14 protein-coding genes and 1 pseudogene are annotated in these 20,061 nt (G+C 66.1%); 12 read left to right on the forward strand and 3 right to left on the reverse strand.

Features of this window, described 5'->3' with window-relative positions; all coding sequences use genetic code 11:
- Positions 1-2: 2 nt before the first annotated feature.
- The 4 genes from WJW29_RS15175 (at position 3) to WJW29_RS15190 (ending at position 4,398) form a co-directional block, all read left to right on the forward strand.
- On the forward strand, positions 3-527 hold the full coding sequence (locus tag WJW29_RS15175) for a hypothetical protein (RefSeq protein ID WP_011408178.1): 525 nt from the start codon (positions 3-5) through the stop codon (positions 525-527).
- 199 nt (positions 528-726) lie between these two features.
- A complete protein-coding gene (locus WJW29_RS15180) occupies positions 727-2,754 on the forward strand; it encodes an ATP-dependent DNA helicase (RefSeq protein WP_011258503.1) in 2,028 nt (675 codons plus the stop codon).
- Positions 2,755-2,767: 13 nt separating this feature from the next.
- On the forward strand, positions 2,768-3,487 hold the full coding sequence (gene tsaB / locus WJW29_RS15185) for a tRNA (adenosine(37)-N6)-threonylcarbamoyltransferase complex dimerization subunit type 1 TsaB (RefSeq protein WP_011408180.1): 720 nt from the start codon (positions 2,768-2,770) through the stop codon (positions 3,485-3,487).
- Positions 3,484-4,398: an ADP-ribosylglycohydrolase family protein gene (locus WJW29_RS15190; RefSeq protein WP_011258505.1), complete on the forward strand. Its 915-nt coding sequence runs from the start codon at positions 3,484-3,486 to the stop codon at positions 4,396-4,398. The genes tsaB and WJW29_RS15190 overlap by 4 nt, the downstream gene beginning before the upstream one ends.
- A gap of 293 nt (positions 4,399-4,691) precedes the next feature.
- On the opposite strand, the gene WJW29_RS15195 is transcribed toward WJW29_RS15190, so the two are convergent.
- Positions 4,692-5,567 carry a TonB family protein gene (locus tag WJW29_RS15195; protein ID WP_011258506.1) on the reverse strand — a complete coding sequence of 292 codons (876 nt, stop codon included), beginning with the start codon at positions 5,565-5,567 and terminating at the stop codon, positions 4,692-4,694.
- A complete protein-coding gene (gshB, locus tag WJW29_RS15200; RefSeq protein ID WP_011408182.1) occupies positions 5,564-6,514 on the reverse strand; it encodes a glutathione synthase in 951 nt (316 codons plus the stop codon). Before gshB ends, WJW29_RS15195 begins: the two co-directional genes overlap by 4 nt.
- Before the next feature lie 249 nt (positions 6,515-6,763).
- On the opposite strand from gshB, the gene pilG reads away from it, so the two are divergent.
- The 8 genes from pilG (at position 6,764) to WJW29_RS15240 (ending at position 19,812) form a co-directional block, all read left to right on the forward strand.
- A complete protein-coding gene (gene pilG, locus WJW29_RS15205; protein ID WP_005913706.1) occupies positions 6,764-7,165 on the forward strand; it encodes a twitching motility response regulator PilG in 402 nt (133 codons plus the stop codon).
- Between the two features lie 17 nt (positions 7,166-7,182).
- Positions 7,183-7,545: a response regulator gene (locus tag WJW29_RS15210; protein ID WP_011258508.1), complete on the forward strand. Its 363-nt coding sequence runs from the start codon at positions 7,183-7,185 to the stop codon at positions 7,543-7,545.
- Positions 7,545-8,075, forward strand: coding sequence for a chemotaxis protein CheW (locus tag WJW29_RS15215; RefSeq protein ID WP_003482487.1), 531 nt, complete (start codon positions 7,545-7,547; stop codon positions 8,073-8,075). The genes WJW29_RS15210 and WJW29_RS15215 overlap by 1 nt, the downstream gene beginning before the upstream one ends.
- Before the next feature lie 39 nt (positions 8,076-8,114).
- On the forward strand, positions 8,115-10,151 hold the full coding sequence (locus WJW29_RS15220) for a methyl-accepting chemotaxis protein (RefSeq protein ID WP_011258510.1): 2,037 nt from the start codon (positions 8,115-8,117) through the stop codon (positions 10,149-10,151).
- 113 nt (positions 10,152-10,264) lie between these two features.
- Complete coding sequence (locus WJW29_RS15225) at positions 10,265-17,218, forward strand: Hpt domain-containing protein (RefSeq protein WP_113084401.1); 6,954 nt, start codon at positions 10,265-10,267, stop codon at positions 17,216-17,218.
- A gap of 7 nt (positions 17,219-17,225) precedes the next feature.
- The gene (locus WJW29_RS15230; RefSeq protein ID WP_011408184.1) at positions 17,226-18,428 is read left to right on the forward strand and encodes a chemotaxis protein CheB; all 1,203 of its coding nucleotides are present in this window, start codon (positions 17,226-17,228) and stop codon (positions 18,426-18,428) included.
- Positions 18,429-18,461: 33 nt separating this feature from the next.
- Positions 18,462-18,938, forward strand: a complete 477-nt coding sequence (locus WJW29_RS15235) for a chemotaxis protein CheW (RefSeq protein ID WP_011258512.1) — start codon at positions 18,462-18,464, stop codon at positions 18,936-18,938.
- Between the two features lie 250 nt (positions 18,939-19,188).
- The gene (locus WJW29_RS15240; RefSeq protein WP_011258513.1) at positions 19,189-19,812 is read left to right on the forward strand and encodes a GNAT family N-acetyltransferase; all 624 of its coding nucleotides are present in this window, start codon (positions 19,189-19,191) and stop codon (positions 19,810-19,812) included.
- A gap of 11 nt (positions 19,813-19,823) precedes the next feature.
- Here the strand turns inward: WJW29_RS15240 and WJW29_RS15245 are convergent.
- Positions 19,824-20,061, reverse strand: a pseudogene (locus WJW29_RS15245) (IS630 family transposase); the annotation flags it as partial.

Consider the following 20,061-nt stretch of genomic DNA (forward strand, 5'->3'; position numbering starts at 1 on the left):
CCATGAACCGAATGCACCGTTTGCTGGTCATGATCGCCGTATCGGCCGCAGTCACCGCCTGCGTCACCGCACCGCCCGCACCGCCACCGACGCCGGTGGACCCGACGACCCCGACCCAGCGGCTGTTGCTGATCGAACGCGACGCTGGCGTGGACGACACCGAGCTGTCGGTGCAGCCGCTGCGCGACCCGCAGGTCGATGATTTGCGCGACACCTCAAAGAGCAAGCGTCAGGCCGGCGATCTGGCCGGCGCCGCCGCGGCGCTGGATCAGGCGCTGGGCCTGGTGTCGGGCGACCCGGCGATTCTGCAGGAACGCGCAGAAGTGTCCGTGCTGCAGGCCGACTGGCCGGCCGCCGAGCGCTTCGCCAAGCAGGCGATCGCGCTTGGCTCCAAGACCGGTCCGCTGTGCCGTCGCCACTGGGCCACCATCGAGCAGTCGCGGCTGGCGCGAGGCGAGAAGGAGAATGCTGCCTCGGCCAGGGCGCAGATCGCTGGCTGCACGGTGCCGGGCCTGAAGCGGTACTGAGATCTGCCACTCGGCGGGGCGTACCGCCTGACGACAGACCACCGGTCGCTGACGGAATCGCGTCTGGCGTGAAGCGGGTGTTGGGCATGCAGTGCGGGCAGCGTGCCTGCGCCTGGCTGCACTCCGTCACGTACACCCAGCCGCATCACTGCGCACGCGCTAGGCTGTCGCGCTTCCTCTGCGCTTTCCGTTTGGTCTCATGTCCCAACTTGCCACTGTCAGCATCGAAGCGCTCAGCGAGGGTGGGGCGCTTGCGCGTCAGCTCGACGCCTTCGCGCCACGTGCTGCGCAGTTGCGCCTGACCGGAGCGATTGCCGAGGCATTCGAGCAGCGCGATGTGTTGCTGGCAGAGGCCGGCACCGGCACCGGCAAGACCTACGCCTATCTGGTGCCGGCGCTGCTGTCCGGGCTCAAGACCATCGTTTCCACCGGCACGCGCGCGCTGCAGGATCAGCTGTTCCATCGCGATCTGCCGCGCGTGCGCGCCGCGCTGGGCGTGGGCCTGCGTAGCGCGTTGCTGAAGGGCCGCGCCAACTATCTGTGCAAGTACCGCACCCAGCAGGCGCGCGGTGAGCCGCGCTTTGCCACGCCCGAACAGGTCTCGCAGTTCCAGCGCATCGTGGCCTGGAGCGGGCGCACCCAGTCCGGCGACATGGCCGAACTCGAAGCCTTGCCCGACGACTCGCCGCTGCTGCCGATGGTGACCTCCACCGTCGACAACTGCCTGGGCACCGAATGCCCGTTCTATAGCGAGTGCTTCGTGGTGCAAGCGCGCCAGCGTGCGCAAGCGGCCGATCTGGTGGTGGTCAATCACCATCTGCTGCTGGCCGATCTGGCGCTCAAGCAGGAAGGCTTCGGCGAAATCCTGCCTGGCGCGCAGGCCTTCGTCATCGACGAAGCGCATCAATTGCCGGAGCTGGCGGCCAATTTCTTCGGCGAAAGTTTCGGCATGCGGCCGTGGCAGGAGCTGGCGCGCGACTGCATGGTCGAAGCGCGCCTGGTGGCCGGCGCGCAAGCCAGCCTGCAGGCGCCGATCCTGGCTCTGGACGACGCCTTGCGCAGCCTGCGCGCCGGCATGGAGGGGTTGCCGGCGCGTGGCACGCAATGGCGTGCGCTGGCCAAGCCGCAGGTGCGCGAAGGGTTCGACGCGGTGCTGTCGTCATTGGCACGGTTGGGCCAATCCCTGCTGCCTTTGCGTGAGGCCTCGCCTGGCTTCGATGGCTGCACCGCACGTGCGCAAGAAGCCTTGAATCGCCTGTCGCGCTGGTTGGGCGAAGACGTGTCAGTAGCTGATTTCGCGCAGGATCCGCCAGAAGAGACCGTCGACAACGATGTGCTCTGGTACGAACTCAGCCCGCGCGGCTTCCGCTGCCAGCGCACGCCGCTGGATGTATCCGGCCCGTTGCGCGAGCATCGCGAAAAATCGCATGCAGCCTGGGTATTCACCTCGGCCACGCTGGCGGTGGGCGGCGAGTTCGACCACATTGCGCAGCGTCTGGGTTTGAATGATCCGGTGACCTTGCTGCAACCCAGCCCGTTCGATTGGGCGCGTCAGGCCTTGTGCTATCTGCCGCCGAACCTGCCCGATCCGGCCGCACGCGGGTTTGGCACTGCGCTGATCGGTGCGTTGACGCCGGTGCTGGAAGCCTCCAAAGGCCGTGCGTTTCTATTGTTCGCCTCGCACCGCGCGCTGCGCGAAGCGGCCGAAGCCTTGCGCGGTGCGCCGTGGCCGTTATTCGTGCAGGGTGAGGCGCCGCGCGCGACCTTGCTACAGCGCTTCCGCGATTCCGGTAACGGTGTGCTGCTGGGCTCGGCCAGTTTCCGCGAGGGCGTGGACGTGGTCGGCGATGCCTTGAGCGTGGTGGTGATCGACAAGCTGCCGTTCGCCGCGCCCGACGACCCGGTGTTCGAAGCGCGCCTGGATGCGATTCGCCGCGAGGGCGGCAACCCGTTCCGCGACGAGCAGCTGCCGCAGGCGGTGATCGCGCTCAAGCAGGGCGTGGGTCGACTCATTCGCAGCGAAACCGACCGTGGCGTGCTGGTGCTGTGCGACCCGCGGCTGGTCAACAAAAGCTATGGACGCACCTTCATGAAATCGCTGCCGCCATTTGCGCGCACCCACGCCATAGCCGATGTGCAAGCGTTTTTTGGTGTTGCAGAGGCGGTGGGCGACAATGGCGTACTCGCGTTGCCGTTCGGCGATGATCGATCTTCTTATTCTTTCTGACTGCGGCCCTGCCATGAACGTCCTCGCCTTCGAGACCTCCACCGAAGCCTGTTCCGTCGCCGTGCACGTCGACGGTCGCGTGATCGAGCGCTTCGAACTGGCGCCGCGCCGCCACGCCGAACTGGCGCTGCCCTGGGCCGAGCAGCTGCTGGCCGAGGCAGGTATTACGCGCCGCCAGCTCGATGCGATTGCGGTCGGCCGTGGCCCTGGCGCGTTCACTGGCGTGCGTCTGGCGATCGGCATTGCGCAGGGCATCGCCTTGGCGCTGGATGTGCCGGTGCTGGCCGTTTCCACGTTGCAGGTGCTGGCCCTGCGCGCGCCGGCCGAAGCGAGCCATGTACTGGCCTGCATCGATGCGCGCATGGGCGAGGTGTATGCCGGTGTCTTCGCGCGCGGTGACGACACGGTGCTGGAACTGGCGCCGGAAGTGGTCTGCGCGCCGGAAGCACTCGTGCTGCCCGATACGGCGCAGCGCATGGCCGCTGTCGGCACCGGTCTGGCGGCTGCCGATGCGCTGCTGCAACAGCGCTTTGCGACGCGCCTGACCAGTGTCGATGCCGCCGCGCTGCCGCGTGCCGCCGATCTGCTCACGCTCGCGGTGCCGGCCCTGCGGCGCGGCCAAGGCGTGGCGCCGGAGCGGGTGGAGCCGGCCTACCTGCGCGACAACGTCGCGCTCACCCTGGTCGAGCAACAGGCCGCCCGCGCCGCGAAGGCGGCCGGCGCATCGCCATGACCGATGCTGCCCGGCATGCGCGTTTTCGCGGTTGCCTGCTCGGTCTGGCGGTGGGCGATGCGCTAGGCACCACGCTCGAATTCTGCGCGCCGGGCAGCTTCACGCCGATCGACGACATGCACGGCGGCGGCCCGTTTGCCTTGCGGGCCGGGCAGTGGACCGACGACCCCTCGATGGCCTTGTGCCTGGCGCATAGCCTGCTGCATCGGCAGGGCTTCGACGCGGCCGATCAGATGAACCGCGATTGCAATTGGTACCAGCACGGTCAGCTCAGCAGTACCGGTGCCTGCTGCGATATCGGTGCGACCGTGCGCCAGGCGCTGGAGCGCTATCTGGATGGCGGCCCGGCCTTCGGCGGCGGCACCGATCCGCGCTCGGCTGGCAATGGTTCGTTGATGCGGCTGGCGCCGGTGGCGATGTATGACGCGCAGTGTCCTGACCAACTGGCCGATCGCGCGGACGACAGTTCGCGCACCACCCATGCCGCTGCCGAAGCACTGGATGCCTGCCGGCTGTTCGCGGTCCAGCTGCGCGCCGCGCTGCTTGGAGGCACGCGCGATCAGGTGCTCCATGCGCAACCGGAAACGTCGCTGACGCCTGCAGTCCACGCATTGGCGATCCGCGACCATGTCGCCGTGCCCGCCGCGCAGATCTGCGGTATGGGCTATGTCATCGATTCGCTGTCGGCAGCGCTGTGGTGTTTCGCCACCACCGAGAGCTGTGCCGAGGCCGTGCTGCGTGCCGCCAACCTGGGCGACGATGCGGACACCACCGCAGCGATCTGCGGGCAGCTCGCCGGCGCGTTTTACGGCATCGACGGCATCCCGGCCGCCTGGCGCGAACGCGTGCAGGATGCGGCAGAGATTGTTGTGCTGGCAGACCGGTTGTACGAGGCGGCGTCAGTGGCCTGAGGCCGCAGCCACGATTCAACGGACCGGCACGTATGCAGCACGCTGTAGGTGAAGCGCCGGCGTCGTGCTTGCGGCCCTTGATGGGGGGGGGCGGCCCGATCAGGCGTGATTGCGGTGCCAGACTGGTGCACGCGCGTGGCGGTGTGCGTGCTGTCTCTGCCTCGCTATCGCAGTGGACGCTGTGCGGATCGCGCGCGTCGCCGCAGCGGCCTTGCCGCCGCATTGCAGTGTTTATCAGGTCAGCGCCGCCAGGGTGTGGCGCGATGCGCGGCGCAAGCAACGCGCCCGCTACCTCAGCGATCGTCGTGCAGCTCGCCGCCGGGCAGGAACAACCAGGTGCGCGTGACCTGCAGGATGTCCACATCGTCCTTGGTCTTGGGCAGCGGCGGGAACGGCTGCGCCAGTTGCACCAAGCGTAATGCGGCATCGTCGAGCAGCGGAACCCCGCTGGAGACCAGCACGCTGCTGCTTTCCACGCTGCCGTCGCGGCGCACGCCCACGTTGATGACGACCTTGCCGCCCAGCCGGCGGCGGCGGGCGTCGTCGGGATAATTCAGATTGCCCACGCGCTCGGCGCGGTCCACCCAGGCGCGTAGATAGTTCGCATATGCGTATTCGCGGGTGCTGGCCGAGACGAACTTGCGGTTCGGGCGTTTGGCGTACTGCTCGGAGCGCAAATGCACTTCGGCTGCGAGCCGGGCCATTTCGGCATCGCGCTGCAAGCGTTGCGCATCTGCAGGAGTGAGTGGGTCGGTCTGCGGATTGGGTTGTGGCGTCGGCACGGCCTGCTCGCCGCGACGGCTGGTCACCACGCGGGTCTGGGTCGGCGCCGGCGCGTTCACGCTGGTGGCGCGTTGTGCCTGTGGCGCCAGCCCGGTGCGGTCCTGTGGCACCACGCCCGGCTGGCTGTCGCGCGGGCGCTGCGCGGTGTCGTGATTGCCGCCGCCCTGCTGGTTGGCCTGGGCCAGGAAGTCGGCCTGCTTGGGCGTCAACGGTGTGCTGGTCTGGCTGAAGATCACATCCAGGGTTGGCACCAGTGGCGCGTCTTCGCTGACCGCAAACACCACGCCCAGGATCAGCACGCCGTGCAACAGCAGCGAGATCACCAGCGTCATCATCAGCCGGCGACCGTCGTCCATCGGTGCCGGCAGCGCCGCGGCCGTGCTCATTGCGCGGCGCCTGCCTCGATCGCGTCGAACAGCAGCCCGGCGATGTTCAGGCCGAACTGGGCATCCAGCTCGCGCACGCAGGTGGGGCTGGTGACGTTGACCTCGGTCAGGTAATCGCCGATCACATCCAGGCCCACGAAGCGCATGCCGCGGCGGCGCATTTCCGGGCCCACCTGAGCCGCGATCCAGCGGTCGCGCTCGGACAACAGCCGGCCTTCGCCGCGCCCGCCGGCCGCCAGGTTGCCGCGGAACTCGTCGCCCTGCGGAATCCGCGCCAGGCAGTAATCCACCGGCACGCCGTCCACCAGCAGGATGCGCTTGTCGCCGGCGCTGATGTCGGGGATGAAGCGCTGCGCCAGGGTCAGCTTGCGGTTGCCGTCGGTCAGCGTTTCCAGAATCACGTTGAGGTTGGGGTCGCCGGTGCCGCTACGGAAGATCGAGCGCCCGCCCATGCCGTCCAGCGGCTTGAGTACCGCCTGACCATGCTCCAACACAAAGGCCTTGAGCGCGGCGGCATCGCGGCTGACCAGGGTGGGCGGGCAGCACTGCGGAAACAGCAGCGCTGCCAGCTTCTCGTTGTAGTCGCGCAGGCCCTGCGGGTCGTTGACGATCTGCGCGCCGGCGCGCTGCGCCACGCTTAGCACCTGGGTGTCGTAGACGAACTCCGCATCCACCGGCGGGTCCTTGCGCATCAACACCACCTGGCCGGGGCCGAATTCCAGCTCGGCGAACTCGCCCAGCGTGAACCAGTTGGTCTTGTCTTCGCGTACGCTCAGCGGCGCGACCTGCGCCACCGCGCGGCCTTCGCGCAGGCTCAGCCCGCCCGGGCGCACGTAATGCAGGCGGTGGCCACGGCGCTGGGCGTCCAGCAGCATGGCAAACGTGGTGTCTTTGGCGATCTTGATGGAGGCGATGGGATCCATCACCACGACGACGTCGAGCGACATGGGGCTAAACCTTTCGAACAAGCTGCCGATGGTAACTTGCCGATGGTAACTTCAAGCGATGGGCGATGGCGCGCCCGGCGGGTCGTAGTGCGCGACTTGCCGGCCGGGACGCGCCCAGACGTGGTCGGAACGTCCGCCTGGCGGGGCCCCGGCAATGCGCCCTTGACAGTCGATGCTGGTCTTGGGATATACATGCAGTTTCGTAGCGACGTCGGAAGGGATGACGCGTCGCGCGCCTGGGGATATGTGATGAGTGAAAACATTGCTGCGGGTGGGGAACTCGCAGGACTCAAGGTGATGGTGATCGATGATTCGAAAACCATTCGCCGCACCGCCGAAACGCTGCTGAAGCGGGAAGGTTGTGAAGTAGTGACAGCAACGGATGGTTTCGAGGCACTGGCCAAAATTGCGGACCAGCAACCTCAGATCATTTTTGTTGACATCATGATGCCGCGCCTGGATGGCTACCAGACGTGCGCGTTGATCAAGGGCAACCAGCTCTTCAAATCGACGCCGGTAATCATGTTGTCGTCCAAGGATGGGCTGTTCGACAAGGCACGCGGCCGCATCGTCGGTTCCGAGCAATATCTGACCAAGCCGTTCACCCGTGAAGAACTATTGAGCGCAATCCGCACGTACGTCCACGCCTGACCAGGGGGAAAGGCAACATGGCTCGAATTGTATTGATCGAGGACTCGCCCACCGACAGCGCAGTCTTCAGTCAATGGCTGGAAAAAGCAGGCCATACGGTCGTCGCCACCGATAACGCAGAAGAGGGACTTGAGCTGGTTCGCAGCCAGGTGCCCGATCTTGTGTTGATGGATGTGGTGTTGCCCGGCATGAGCGGCTTCCAGGCAACGCGTGCACTTGCACGCGACCAGGCTACCAAGGACATCCCCGTGCTGCTGGTCAGCACCAAGGGCATGGAAACCGACAGGGCCTGGGGTTTGCGACAAGGTGCCAGCGACTACATCGTCAAGCCGCCGCGCGAAGACGATTTGATCGCGCGCATCAGACAACTGGTGCGTTGATGCGCTCTCCATTCGATATTCTCGAAGACTACGAGCGTCGTAGTCTTGCGCACGCCACGCCGCTGCCGGAACGCCAGTTCTCTGCAGATATCTGGCGCGGCGTAGGTTACCGCGTCGGTACCCGGCGATTGGTTTCTGACTTCCGCGAAGTGGCGGAAATCGTGCCGATGCCGCCAGTGACTCCGGTGCCGGGCGCACAGCCCTGGCTGCTGGGCGTGGGCAACCTGCGCGGCAATCTATTTCCGGTGATCGATCTGAAGCAGTTCCTGGAGGGCCGTCGCACGGTGCTGCAGGAAGGCCAGCGTGTGCTGATCATGCGTCAGAGCGGCGGCGACGTCGCCCTGACCATCGATGAGCTGTACGGCCAACGCAGCTTCGAGCAGGTCCAGGCGGTGGAACCCGGCGAGTTGGCGCAAGGCCGCTACGCCCACTTTATCGACCGTGCCTTCCGCAACGAGACGCAGGACTGGGGGGTGTTTTCCCTGGCCTTGCTGTCGCGCACTCCTGAATTCCGGCAGGCCGCGGCCTAAGCCGCGACCCTGCCACGTCATACAGATCGAGGTCGAACCATGAGTACCGCCCCGGACGCCCGCAAGACCAACAAGCTCGGCAGCGTCAGCACCAGCTTCTGGCTTGGCTTGCTGGTGTTGTCGATGATCGTGTTTGGCGCCAACACCGGCGTCGCGACCTGGCAGAGCAGTCATCTTGCCGGCGCCGGTGTTAGCGCGGCCGACTTGCAGGTGCTTTCGCAGCAGCTGGCTAACCAGGGCCGCGAAGCGGTCTCCGGCGACACTAAGGCATTTGCCGCGTTCAAGGAGACCAAGGGCCGCATCGACAGCACGGTCAACGATCTGGATGGCCGTTACGGCCAGGAAGGCCCGATCGCCAGCTCGATGTCGCAGCTCAAGGCGACCTGGGTGCCGCTGAGCAAGAACGCCGATCAGGTCATCGCCAGCGAACAGGCGGTGCTGGCGATCGCAGTCAACGCCAACCGCTTCTCCGGCAGCGTCCCGCAATTGCAGGCGCAGTTGAACGAAGTGGTGCGTGCGATGACCGTCAGCGGCGCGCCGGCTTCGCAGATCTACAACACCTTGCAGCAGGTCGTGGTAGCCGGAACCATGGCGCGGCGGGTGACCGAAATCCGCGCCGGCGAAGACGATGCGGTCGCGTCCGGCGACGCGCTGGCACGCGACTCGGTGGTGTTCACGCAGATGCTCGAAGGCTTGCGCGCAGGCAACGAGGAACTCGGCATCGCCGCGGTCCGAAACCCGGCCGCGTTGTCGGCGCTGGAACAGTCGCAGGCCCAGTGGACGAGGATGAAGAGGGACGTCGACGCCATCCTCGCCAACTCGCGCAACCTGTTTGCCGCGCAGTCCTCGGCTGCCGCGCTGACGGCTGGCTCCAGCAAGATGCTCGACGACAGCAAGAAGCTGTTCGATGCGTTCTCTTCGTTCGGTTCGGTGCGCGACACGCGCCTGTTCCCGAACTTCTGGCTGGGCGTGGTGTCCGGCCTGGTCGCGCTGCTGGCGATCATCGGCTTCGTGTGGAGCTCGGTGCGCGTGCGGACCCGCGAGCAGGACGTGCGCTACCAGTCGCAGGTGGAATTCAACAGCCGCAACCAGCAGGCGATTATGCGGTTGCTGGACGAAATCAGCTCGCTCGGTGAGGGTGACCTGACGGTGAAAGCCTCGGTGACCGAGGACATGACCGGTGCCATCGCCGACGCCATCAACTACGCCGTGGACGAACTGCGCCACCTGGTGACCACCATCAACGACACCTCAGCCAAAGTGGCCGTGTCGACCCAGGAAACCCAGGCCACGGCCATGCAGCTGGCCGAAGCGGCCGGCCAGCAGGCCAACCAGATCACCACTGCTTCCGAGCGCATCAGCGAAATCGCTGCCAGCATCGAACAGGTGTCGCGCAACTCCACCGAGTCGGCCGAAGTGGCGCAGCGCTCGGTGGTCATCGCCGCCGAAGGTGCCGGCGTGGTGCGCGAGACGATTCAGGGCATGGATCAGATTCGCGACCAGATCCAGGAAACCTCCAAGCGCATCAAGCGGCTGGGCGAATCCTCGCAGGAAATCGGCTCGATCGTGGAACTGATCAACGACATTTCCGAGCAGACCAACATCCTGGCGCTCAACGCTGCGGTGCAGGCAGCATCGGCCGGCGAGGCCGGCCGCGGTTTCGCCGTGGTGGCCGACGAAGTGCAGCGCCTGGCAGAACGCACCTCCAGTGCGACCCGACGCATTGAAGGTCTGGTGCAGACCATTCAGGCCGATACCAACGAAGCGGTCAGCTCGATGGAGCAGACCACCTCCGAAGTGGTGTCCGGTGCGCGCCTGGCCGAAGACGCCGGCACCGCGCTGACCGAAATCGAGCGCGTGTCCAACGCCTTGAATAACCTGATTAAGAACATCTCCATCGCCGCGCACCAGCAGTCGGCCGCGGCGACGGATATCACACAGACCATGGGCGTGATCCGTCAGATCACCAGCCAGACATCGCAGGGTGCGGAGCAGACGGCCGAATCGATCGGCAACCTGGCTCAGCTCGCTGCCGATCTGCGCCGTTCGGTCGCCGACTTCAAGCTGCCGGCGTGACAACGACGCGGAACGGGAAAGGATCAGCAGATGGCGCCTAGTAGCGTTACGTCGATGCAGAAAGTGACCGGTTGCTGCGCTAGCGGCAAGTCGGTCGTAGTCAGGGGGCTGCAATGAGCGCGCTTCGCGATGCGATGAGTCACGCCGCACTGGGCTGGGTCAAGCCAGAGCTGGACGAGACGTTGCGCCAGGCGCGCAACGAGATCGAATACTTTGCCGAAGAACCGTCCGACACCAGTCGGATGCGGTTCTGCGCCGGCTATCTGCACCAGGTGCAGGGCACGCTGCGCATGGTCGAGTTGTATGCGCCGGCGATGGTGGCCGAAGAGCTCGAGCTGCTGGCCCAGGCCGTGCAGGTGGGCGAGGTCGCCGACCGCGATGAAGCCTGCGCCATGCTGATGCGCGGCACCGTGCTGCTGCCCGATTATCTGGAGCGCTTGCAGAACGGGCACCGCGACATTCCGATCGTGTTGTTGCCGCTGCTCAATGAGATCCGCGCCACCCGTGGCCAGCCGGGTCTCAACGAGAGCGTGCTGTTTGCGCTCGACCCGCAGTCGGGTGTCGCCACCGAGGCCGAGCTGGATCACGCGCGCGGTAGCTTGAGCGGGCGCAATCGCGAATTGCTCGACACCGTTGGCAATGCGGTCAAGGAAGAATTGCTGCGCGTCAAAGATGCGCTGGACCTGCATCTGCGCACCGGCGGTGACATCGCCAAGCTGCAGACCCAGGTCAAGGATCTGGGCAGCGTTGCCGACACCCTGGGCATGATGGGCCTGGGTGTGGCGCGCAATGTCGTCGTGCAGCAGCGCGATGCGTTGGCGCGCGTGGTCGATGGCCAGACCCAGATGGACGACAACGTGCTGCTGGATATCGCCGGCGCGCTGCTGTACGTGGATGCCTCGCTGGACGATCAGGTGGCCAGCCTTGGCGCCGATCCGGGCGATGGCACCGAAGTCATCAACAGTGCCAACTCCTCGGAAGTGCGCCGCACGGTCGATGTGCTGGCGCAGCAAGCGATCGCCAACTTCGGTGCGGCGCGCGAGCACTTCGTCGCCTTCATCGAAACCAACTGGGACCATGCCCGCCTGGCCAATGTGCCGCACCTGCTCGGCGAAGTCGGCGGTGCATTGCGCATTCTCGAATTGCCGCAGGCTGCCGATTATCTGGAAGGCGTGCGTGGTTACGTCGATCTGGAACTGATCTGCAAGCAGCGCGTGCCCAGTGGCCGACAGCTGGATACGCTGGCCGATGCGATGGCCAGCCTGGAGTACTATCTGGAAGCCCTGCGCGAGCGCCGTCCCGGCCGCGAGGAGATTCTGGACATCACCCGCAACAGCCTGGAAACGCTGCGTTATTGGCCGCTGCCGTCGGGCGAGCCGTCCGATTTGCCGATCGGTGCCGACCAGCCGGGCAGCGTGGCCGAACCGCAGACGGTGGCCGCCACGCCGTTGCAGCATGCGGACACGCCGCAGGCCGCCAACGATGCCGCGCCCACGCCGTCGCTGGAATGGGTCAACGAAACCGTGGTCGAAACGCCGTTCGCTGCCAGGGTGGTGCACGACACCGGCGCCGCCGCGACCGATACGATGTTTTCGTTCGACCCGGTTGCCGCTGAAGAAACCGTGTCCGGCCAGTCGCATGTGCCGTTCACCGTGGCGCCGCTGGATCTGTCCGACGACGGCGCGCAAGCGCCCGGTGACTGGCAGCTGGAAACCACCGAGCAGGTCGCGCCAATCGCCACCTCTGCGTTCGACCCGGTGTCGGCCGAGCAGGATGGCAACGAGGTCGTGCAGGTCAGCTATACCGTGGATTTGAGCGCGCTGGAGCAAGAGCACGCTGCCGAGCCGGTGGTTGCCGAAGACGCGCCGCTGCAGATCGAGCAGATCGCGCTGCCTGGCGATGCCGAGCAGACCGAAGCGCCGTTGGATTTCATTGCCGAGAACGCAACGCGTCGTGCGCAGACCAGCATCGAAGATGCGTTTTCGCCGCCGCCGCTTCCGCCGCAGGAACTGGAAGACCCGTTCGTCGAACCCGTGCAGGAGCCGCAAGACGCACCGTGCGAAGCAACAGCCGAGGCCACCGCTTCGCGCGTGCAACAGGCGGTGGTCAGCGAGTTCGAACTGGACGACGCATCCGCCGCGTTCCTGGCCCCACTCGATGCAGCGGCCGCGCAGTTCGATGTGCAGCAGCCGCAGGCGACGACTGTCCCGGCCGACGCTGAAACCGCGCAGGCATCTTCCGAACCCGTGTCCAGCGAAGGTACTCAGGCTGCGACCGCCGCTGATGCCGGCATTTTCGGCGGCTTCGGCGACAGCGATATCGACGACGATATCCGCGACGTCTTCCTGGAAGAATTCGACGAAGAACTGGTCAACCTGGGCCAGTTGTTGCCGGTGTGGCGCGCCGCGCCGAACAACCCGGAACACCTGCGCCCGATCCGCCGCGTCTTTCACACCCTGAAGGGCAGTGGGCGCTTGGTCGGTGCCAGCGTGCTCGGCGAGTTCAGCTGGAAAATCGAGAGCATGCTCAACCGCGTGCTCGATAATTCGCGACCGGCCAGCCCGGCGCTCGTGGCGATGGTCGAATTGGCGTACGACGTGCTGCCGCAGTTCAACGCCGCGCTACGCAACCAGGGGCGCATCAACGCCGACCTGCCGGAAATTCAGGCCATTGCCGAGCGCGTTGCGGCAGGCGAAGAGGTCTACTACGTGCCCGCAGCCGCGGCGCCGGTGGCAGACGCCGGCGCGATTCTGGCAGCAACAAGCGTGGTTGCCGCCAGCGGTGGAACGCCGGCTTCGGTGGACAGCGTGCTGCGCGAGATCCTCGAAGCCGAGGTCGCCACCCATCTGGACACGGTAAACGGGTGGCTGCAGGCCAGCCAGGCCGAGCCGCAGTTGCCGACCGAAGAACTGCTGCGCGCCGTGCACACCATGAGTGGCGCGTTCGCGATGACCGACGTGCCGGAAATCACGTTGGTGACGACGCCGGCCGAAAGCTACGTCAAGCGTCTTCTGGCCGCCTCGGTCACACCGTCGGCCGCCGGCTTGGATGCCATTGCCGCCACCGCTGCCGCGATTGCCACCACGGTGACGGCACTACGCGCCGATGCGCCGTTGATTCCCTCGTTTGCACCGTTGACCGAGCGCTTGCGTGCGCTGGTGGACACCTTGCCGGAAGCGCAGTGGCCGCCGCAGGTGTTCCTGGACGAGCTGGACGATGTCGATGCACCCAGCGACACGGTAGACGACAACAATGCCTCGGTCGAACTGACCGGTGCGCAGGATCTGTCGCAGTACCTCGATGCTAGCGCGCTGCCCTTCGACGCGCCCGCACCGGCGCAAGACACCGAAGACACACAGCCGCAGTCGGACGACGCGCCGATTGCCGTGGACGCGTTGGCCGATGCAGAAGCCGAGCACGATTCGGCGCTTGCCGTGGACGCGCCTGCATCGCACACAGTCGACGATCTCGGTCACCTTGCCTCGCACGAACACGTCGATGCGTCTGCCGAATCCGCGCATGCACCGAGCGACGACGCGCTGGTCCCGGCTGTTGTCTCTGCGCAGCTTGCCGATGCGATCAGCACCCATGCCGACACCGTTGCGGTAGAAGAGCCAGCCGACGCAGAAGCCGCGTTGGGCGATGCACAAACGCTGGCTGCGGCCGATGCCGAGCAGGCCACGGACACGCATGCGCAGCACGTGCCGACGCACGACGATCAGGGTGCAGCAGGCGCTGACGACGCGGTCGAGAGCAGCGAAGCACTTGCGTCCGTGTACACAGGCACGGCATTGGCTGAAGACGCTGACGCAACCAACGCGGAAGACTGGACGCCGGGAACCCCGGCGCTGGACAGCGTGCCGACCGACCAGGAAGGCCACGCGGCCGATCAGCTTCGCCACGAACACGCGGACACGCACGAACACGCCGGCGAACAGCCGGCAGACGAAGCGGCGCAGCACGGCGACGCCGCGCTGCCGCATGCTGGGCAGTCGCATACCGGAGAACAGCAGCACGCCGAGGTCGCCGCGCCGCTGGGCGAACACGCAGACATCGAAGCGTACGCGTCGTCGGATCAGCAGGTGGATTCGGGCGAGTCCGCAGCTTCGGACGCGCAGTGGCATGCAGGCGAGCAGGTGCCATCGGAGCAGGACGTCGAATCCAGCGAGCAGCTGCAGACGGACGCGCATTCCGACGAGCACGCTGGCGAAGCCGAACACGCTACGGAACACGAGCGTGCCGAGGCCGAGCATGCGGAAACCGACCACTCTCGAACTGAGCAGGCCAACGCCGAAGTCATGCCCGATCACACCGTCGAATCGGTGCAGGCATTCGAAATGGCGCATGCAGCCGATCAGGTGGAAGAATCGGGCGATCCGCAGTCCGATACCGCACCACAACTGCACGACGCACAGGCTTCAACCTCCGAAGACGCGACGCATGCCGACGCGCATGCAGCGGCCGACGCGATTGCCGCAGCCGAGCACGTCGAGCACGCAGAACACGCAGAACATGAGGAACATGAGGAACATGCGGACGCTAGCGAACACGCCGTTGCCGACCAGTACGCCGACGACTCCGCAGAGCACCGCGCAGCCGCCAGCGATCGCGCCGCAGCCGACCACAGCGCAGCAGAGCCGGAAGACACCAACACCACTGCAGCCTTCAGCGCACCGGTGGAAGAGGCCGCGCCTGTCGAGACGGCGAGCAACGACGCGGGTGCGGCATTCGATATCGGCCCGCTCAACTTCGATCAACTCGACGGCGAGCTGGTCGACATCTTCGTCGAAGAAGGCCGCGACCTGCTGGACCATTGCGATGGCTTGATCGCCCGCATGCGCGAAGTGCCGGAAGACCGCGATGTCCTCAACGGACTGCAGCGCGATCTGCACACGCTCAAGGGCGGTGCGCGCATGGCCGGCATCAACGCCATCGGCGACCTCGGTCACGCGATCGAATCGCTGCTTGAAGCCGTAGCGGCCAACCGGACCGACATCGACCGCGACGACGTGCGTCTGTTCGAGCGCGGCTTTGATCGCCTGCACCAGTTGTTGACCCGCACCGGCAAGCACCGCGCCGTGGCGATGCCGACCGATCTGGTGGAAGCCTTCGAAACCCGTACCCGTGGCCGCAATGCCGCCCCGCCCAGCGACGCCGATGTCCGCGCGATCGCCAAAGTATCGGTGGAACCGGCACCGCTGTCCGCGCCGGTTCCGGTGGAAGGCCAGACCGAAGAAGGCTTCCTGCCGCGCGTGCAGCAGGAGCAGGTACGCGTGCGCGCCGACCTGCTCGACCGTCTGGTCAACCACGCCGGCGAAGTGGCGATCTACCGCTCGCGCCTGGAGCAGCAGTTGGGCGCGTTCCGCGGCGCCATGGGCGAATTGGATCGCACCAATGCCCGTCTGCGCGACCAGTTGCGCCGTCTGGATCTGGAGACCGAAGCGCAGATCGTGGCGCGTTATCAGCGCGAACAGGATCAGGGCGATCGCACCTTCGATCCGCTGGAACTGGACCGCTTTTCCACCCTGCAGCAGCTCAGCCGCGCGCTGAACGAATCGGCGGCCGACTTGGGCGGCTTGCAAGGTGTGCTGGAAGATCTGTCGCGTCAGTACGACGGCTTGCTGCAACAGCAGTCGCGCGTCAGCTCCGAACTGCAGGACGGCCTGATGCGCGCGCGCATGGTGCCGTTCGAGGGCTTGGTGCCGCGGTTGCGTCGTGTGGTGCGTCAGGCGGCCAGCGACACCGGCAAGCAAGTGCACCTGCTGCTGGAAGGCACCCAGGGCGAACTCGATCGCAACGTGCTCGATCGCATGGTCGCGCCGTTGGAACACATGCTGCGCAACTCGGTGGCGCACGGGCTGGAAACGCCCGAGCAACGCCGCGATGCGGGCAAGCCGGAAGAAGGCAGTATCGCGATCCGTCTGCGCCGCGAAGGTTCGGAAATCGTGCTGGAAGTGGCCGACGACGGCGCCGGGTTGGACCGCGAGGCGATCCGTCGCCGCGGCGAACAGCGCGGCTTGATCGAGCCCGGTCAGGAGCTCAGCGATGCCGAACTGGATGGACTGATCTTCGCCTCCGGTTTCAGCACCTCCGAGCAGGTCAGCCAGCTGGCTGGCCGTGGCGTGGGCATGGACGTGGTGCGCAACGAAGTGCGTCAGGTTGGCGGCTCGGTGGACATCCACTCGGTGCGCGGCCAGGGCGTCACCTTCACCTTGCGTCTGCCGCAGACGCTGGCGGTCACCCAGGCGGTGTTCGTGCGCATTGGGGAGACCACGTTCGCAGTGCCGGTGGGTTCGGTCAGCGGTATCGGCCGCATCTCGCGCACCCGTTACGAGTCGGGCGAGGGTGGATATCACTACGCCGGCGAAGAGTACGTGCTGCATGACCTCGGCTCGCTGGTCGGCCAGGCCGCCGCGCGTGCCGATGGCCAGGCGCAAGTGCCGTTGTTGCTGGTGCGTGCGGGCGATCTGCGCGCCGCGGTGGCAATCGATCAGGTGCTGGGCAACCGCGAAATCGTGGTCAAGCCGGTGGGCCTGCAGATCGCGTCGGTGCCCGGTATCTACGGCGCCACCATCACCGGCGATGGCCGCGTGGTGGTGATTCTGGACGTCGCGCCGCTGGTCCGTCGTTACCTCAGCCATCCAGCGCGTCAGACGCTGGAAACGCAGACCGAAGCGCAGCGTCAGGTGCCGTTGGTGATGGTGGTCGACGATTCGCTGACCATGCGCAAAGTCACCGGCCGTGTGCTGGAACGTCACAACCTGGACGTCACCACCGCCCGCGACGGTGTCGAGGCGCTAGAACTGCTCGAAGAGCGCGTGCCCGACCTGATGCTGCTGGATATCGAAATGCCGCGCATGGACGGCTACGAACTGGCGACCGCGATGCGTGCCGACCCGCGCTTCAAGGCGGTGCCGATCGTGATGATCACCTCGCGCAGTGGCGAAAAGCATCGCCAGCGTGCCTTCCAGATCGGCGTGCAGCGTTACCTGGGCAAGCCTTACCAGGAGTTGGATCTGATGCGAAACGTGTATGACCTGCTGGGGATCGCCCGTGTCCGAGACTAATGGCGCAATGGGAACTCCGGTTGCTTTGCTGGGTCGTCCGGGGCAGGCGCGCGAGCGCCTGCGCGAAGCGCTCGTCTTGGCTGGTGCGCAGGTGGTGCTGGAAGACGAGCCATCGGCGGTCGACGTGCAGATGCTGCGCGACGCCGAGCCGGTGGCGGTGCTGGTCGCACTCGAGCCGTTGATCGAAGACGCACTCGAAGCGCTGGAGCCGGCTTTCAACATGCCTGGCGTCACCGTGATCTTCGACGAGGCCGAACTAACGGTGCGTCGCGAGGGCTGGGAAGCGCAGCGTTGGGTGCGCCATCTGGCGGCAAAACTGCACGGCCACGCCGACGTCTTGCCACCGGGCACCGAAAGCGAACCATCGCTGCAGCCCGAGCCGGGTCTGGCGCTGGCCTCGCGCCAGCATTCGGACCTGCAGCTGGATCAACACCTGGAAGCCGCCGCGCATGCGTTCGAAACCGTGCCCAGCGATGCCTTGTGTGCGCGTGCATCCACGCATGACGCTGCGCCAGCCGCTTCGGAAAAGCCGGGTTTGACCCTGAGCGATTCCAGCACCTGGGGCTTGCTGGACGAAGTGACCGTGGTGGTGCGCCCGCGCGCCGAAGCACATGTGTCTTCAGCGGATGTGTCTTCGCTGTCGACCGGCGGATTGTCGCTGGTGGATCTGGAGCACAGCGGCAGCGTCACCGGCGCAGTGTTGGTGATGGCCGGCATCGGCGGGCCCGATGCGATCCGCCGTCTGCTGGCCGCATTGCCGCCGGAATTTCCGCGCGCGGTGCTGGTGCGCATGACCCTGGATGGCGGCCAGTACGGCAACCTGGTGCGGCAGATGGGGCGTGTGTCTGCGCTGCCGGTCGAACTGGGTGAGGCGGGGCAGGTGGTCGTGCCGGGCAAGGTGTATGTGCTCTCCGACGAGGTCGGCGTGCACCAGCATGCTGGCGCGCTGGCATTCGTGTCGCCGGCCGACCCGGCCGGTCTGATCGCTGCGCTGCCGCCGGCCGACAGTGCGGTGCTGATGCTCAGCGGTGCCAACGAGGCGATGGTAGAAGCATCGCTGGCATTGGCGGAGCAGGGCGGCTGGTTGGCCGGCCAATCCATCGACGGCTCTTACGACCCCGCCGCCGCCGCGCGGCTGGCGCGGCAAGGCATTCTGACCGGCGATCCTGCGCAGTTGGCGCAGGCGCTTGCACAGCGTTGGCCGGCATAAGCCGGGCGTTTCCTTTCGAATCGGAATCATGCGATGAGCTACGCCAATAACGACGAAATCCGCGGGGTCCTGATCCAGGCCGGACAGGAGCGTGTGCTGCTGCCGAACGCGACGGTGGCCGAGGTGATGTCGCGCGTGGCGGTCGAACCGCTGCCCGACATGCCGCATTGGGTGGTCGGGCGTATCGACTGGTACGGCTGGAAAGTGCCGCTGCTGTCGTTCGCACGCCTCAGCGGCATGGGTGAAGAGCCCACCGCAGTCAACAACAAGGTCATCGTGTTGAAGGCATTGGGCGGTAATCCGGCGTTGCCGTATTTCGCGCTGCTGAGCGCCTCGTTCCCGCAACTGATTTCGGTGCCGCGCGACGGCCTGCTGGCCGACGCATCGGAAGACGCGTTGCCCGAGGGCGTGCACATGCGCGTGCTGCTGGGCGAGCAAAGCGCTCTGTTGCCGAACCTGGACGCCATCGAAGCGCAGGTCGGTCAGGTGTTTGCGGCAGCTGCTGCCTGAGCGCGGTTGGTGCAGTGACTGTGCTCGCCGACAGGCGAGCGCAGTGGCACAGTGCAGCAGACGCCGGTTGCACTGATTGATCGGTGATGACTGCGTTGGTTGCAGTCGGGTGCTTTAATTCACGCACGGGATGAGGCACTGCGTTTCGGAGATGGCTTGCGGAGCGTGATCTCTATGCATCAGGTGGATGTGCACGTCGCAGAGAGATTGCACGCCTGTTTGAAGCGCGCATGTTGAGCGCGCAGCGGCCATGAGTCTTCCGGTATTTGCGCCGGTGCGGCACGCCGACGGCGTGGTGCTATGCGATCTGGCCGTTGTCGACCCGGCTGCAATGGCCGACTACCACACGCGTAACCGTGCGCACCTGGCCGATGCGATGCCGCTGCGGCCGCCTGTGTTCTACACCGTCGAGGGTTGGCGCCGCCTGTGTATCGCATACCGCAGCGCAGTGCCCGGCGAGCGTGAGTTGCAACTGGTGTTGCTGCAGGGCGAGCAGGTGATCGGCACCACTGGGTTCACCCAGATCCAGCGCGGCGCATTCCAGGCTTGCCACATGGGCTACGGCCTGGACGCCGCGCAGCAGGGGCGTGGCTTGATCCACTGGGCAGCCACGCAAGCAATTGCATTTGCCTTCGGCCCGCTCGGCCTGCATCGGGTGATGGCGCAACACGTTCCGGAGAATCTGCGCAGTGCGCGTGTGCTGAAGCGGCTTGGCTTCCAGATCGAAGGTTATGCGCGGCGCTACCTGCAATTGAACGGCCACTGGCGCGACCATGTGTTGACCAGCAGGTTGCGCGAGGACGACACATCTGGCGAAGGCGCAGTGGATGGTCAGCCCGGTTTAGGGCGCAGCGCCCGAGAGCTCGAGCCGTAATTCATCGGCGGCTAGTGTGGCGTTCCGTTGATAGCTTTACAGAGCCGTTCGATCTTGGCGAGGATCGAGTCAGCGGTCGCAGTCCATTTGAACGGTCGCGGATTTTGATTGTAGTGCTCCACGAAGGCGTTGATCTTGCGCTTTAGGTCAGCCACCGAGTCGAAGGAGCCGCGCCTGATCGCCCGTTGGGTGATCAGGCCGAACCAGCGCTCGACCTGATTGAGCCAGGAGCTGTAGGTCGGCGTGTAA

The sequence above is a fragment of the Xanthomonas sp. JL1 genome (genome assembly GCF_038405005.1).

What these genes read in the sequence shown, in the direction of transcription:
- WJW29_RS15240 (WP_011258513.1), top strand. Translation starts at nt 19,189, where the DNA reads ATGAGTCTTCCGGTATTTGCGCCGGTGCGGCACGCCGACGGCGTGGTG.
- gshB (WP_011408182.1), bottom strand. Translation starts at nt 6,514, where the DNA reads ATGTCGCTCGACGTCGTCGTGGTGATGGATCCCATCGCCTCCATCAAG.
- WJW29_RS15175 (WP_011408178.1), top strand. Translation starts at nt 3, where the DNA reads ATGAACCGAATGCACCGTTTGCTGGTCATGATCGCCGTATCGGCCGCA.
- pilG (WP_005913706.1), top strand. Translation starts at nt 6,764, where the DNA reads ATGAGTGAAAACATTGCTGCGGGTGGGGAACTCGCAGGACTCAAGGTG.
- WJW29_RS15235 (WP_011258512.1), top strand. Translation starts at nt 18,462, where the DNA reads ATGAGCTACGCCAATAACGACGAAATCCGCGGGGTCCTGATCCAGGCC.
- WJW29_RS15220 (WP_011258510.1), top strand. Translation starts at nt 8,115, where the DNA reads ATGAGTACCGCCCCGGACGCCCGCAAGACCAACAAGCTCGGCAGCGTC.
- WJW29_RS15180 (WP_011258503.1), top strand. Translation starts at nt 727, where the DNA reads ATGTCCCAACTTGCCACTGTCAGCATCGAAGCGCTCAGCGAGGGTGGG.
- WJW29_RS15210 (WP_011258508.1), top strand. Translation starts at nt 7,183, where the DNA reads ATGGCTCGAATTGTATTGATCGAGGACTCGCCCACCGACAGCGCAGTC.
- WJW29_RS15190 (WP_011258505.1), top strand. Translation starts at nt 3,484, where the DNA reads ATGACCGATGCTGCCCGGCATGCGCGTTTTCGCGGTTGCCTGCTCGGT.
- WJW29_RS15225 (WP_113084401.1), top strand. Translation starts at nt 10,265, where the DNA reads ATGAGCGCGCTTCGCGATGCGATGAGTCACGCCGCACTGGGCTGGGTC.
- tsaB (WP_011408180.1), top strand. Translation starts at nt 2,768, where the DNA reads ATGAACGTCCTCGCCTTCGAGACCTCCACCGAAGCCTGTTCCGTCGCC.
- WJW29_RS15215 (WP_003482487.1), top strand. Translation starts at nt 7,545, where the DNA reads ATGCGCTCTCCATTCGATATTCTCGAAGACTACGAGCGTCGTAGTCTT.
- WJW29_RS15195 (WP_011258506.1), bottom strand. Translation starts at nt 5,567, where the DNA reads ATGAGCACGGCCGCGGCGCTGCCGGCACCGATGGACGACGGTCGCCGG.
- WJW29_RS15230 (WP_011408184.1), top strand. Translation starts at nt 17,226, where the DNA reads ATGGGAACTCCGGTTGCTTTGCTGGGTCGTCCGGGGCAGGCGCGCGAG.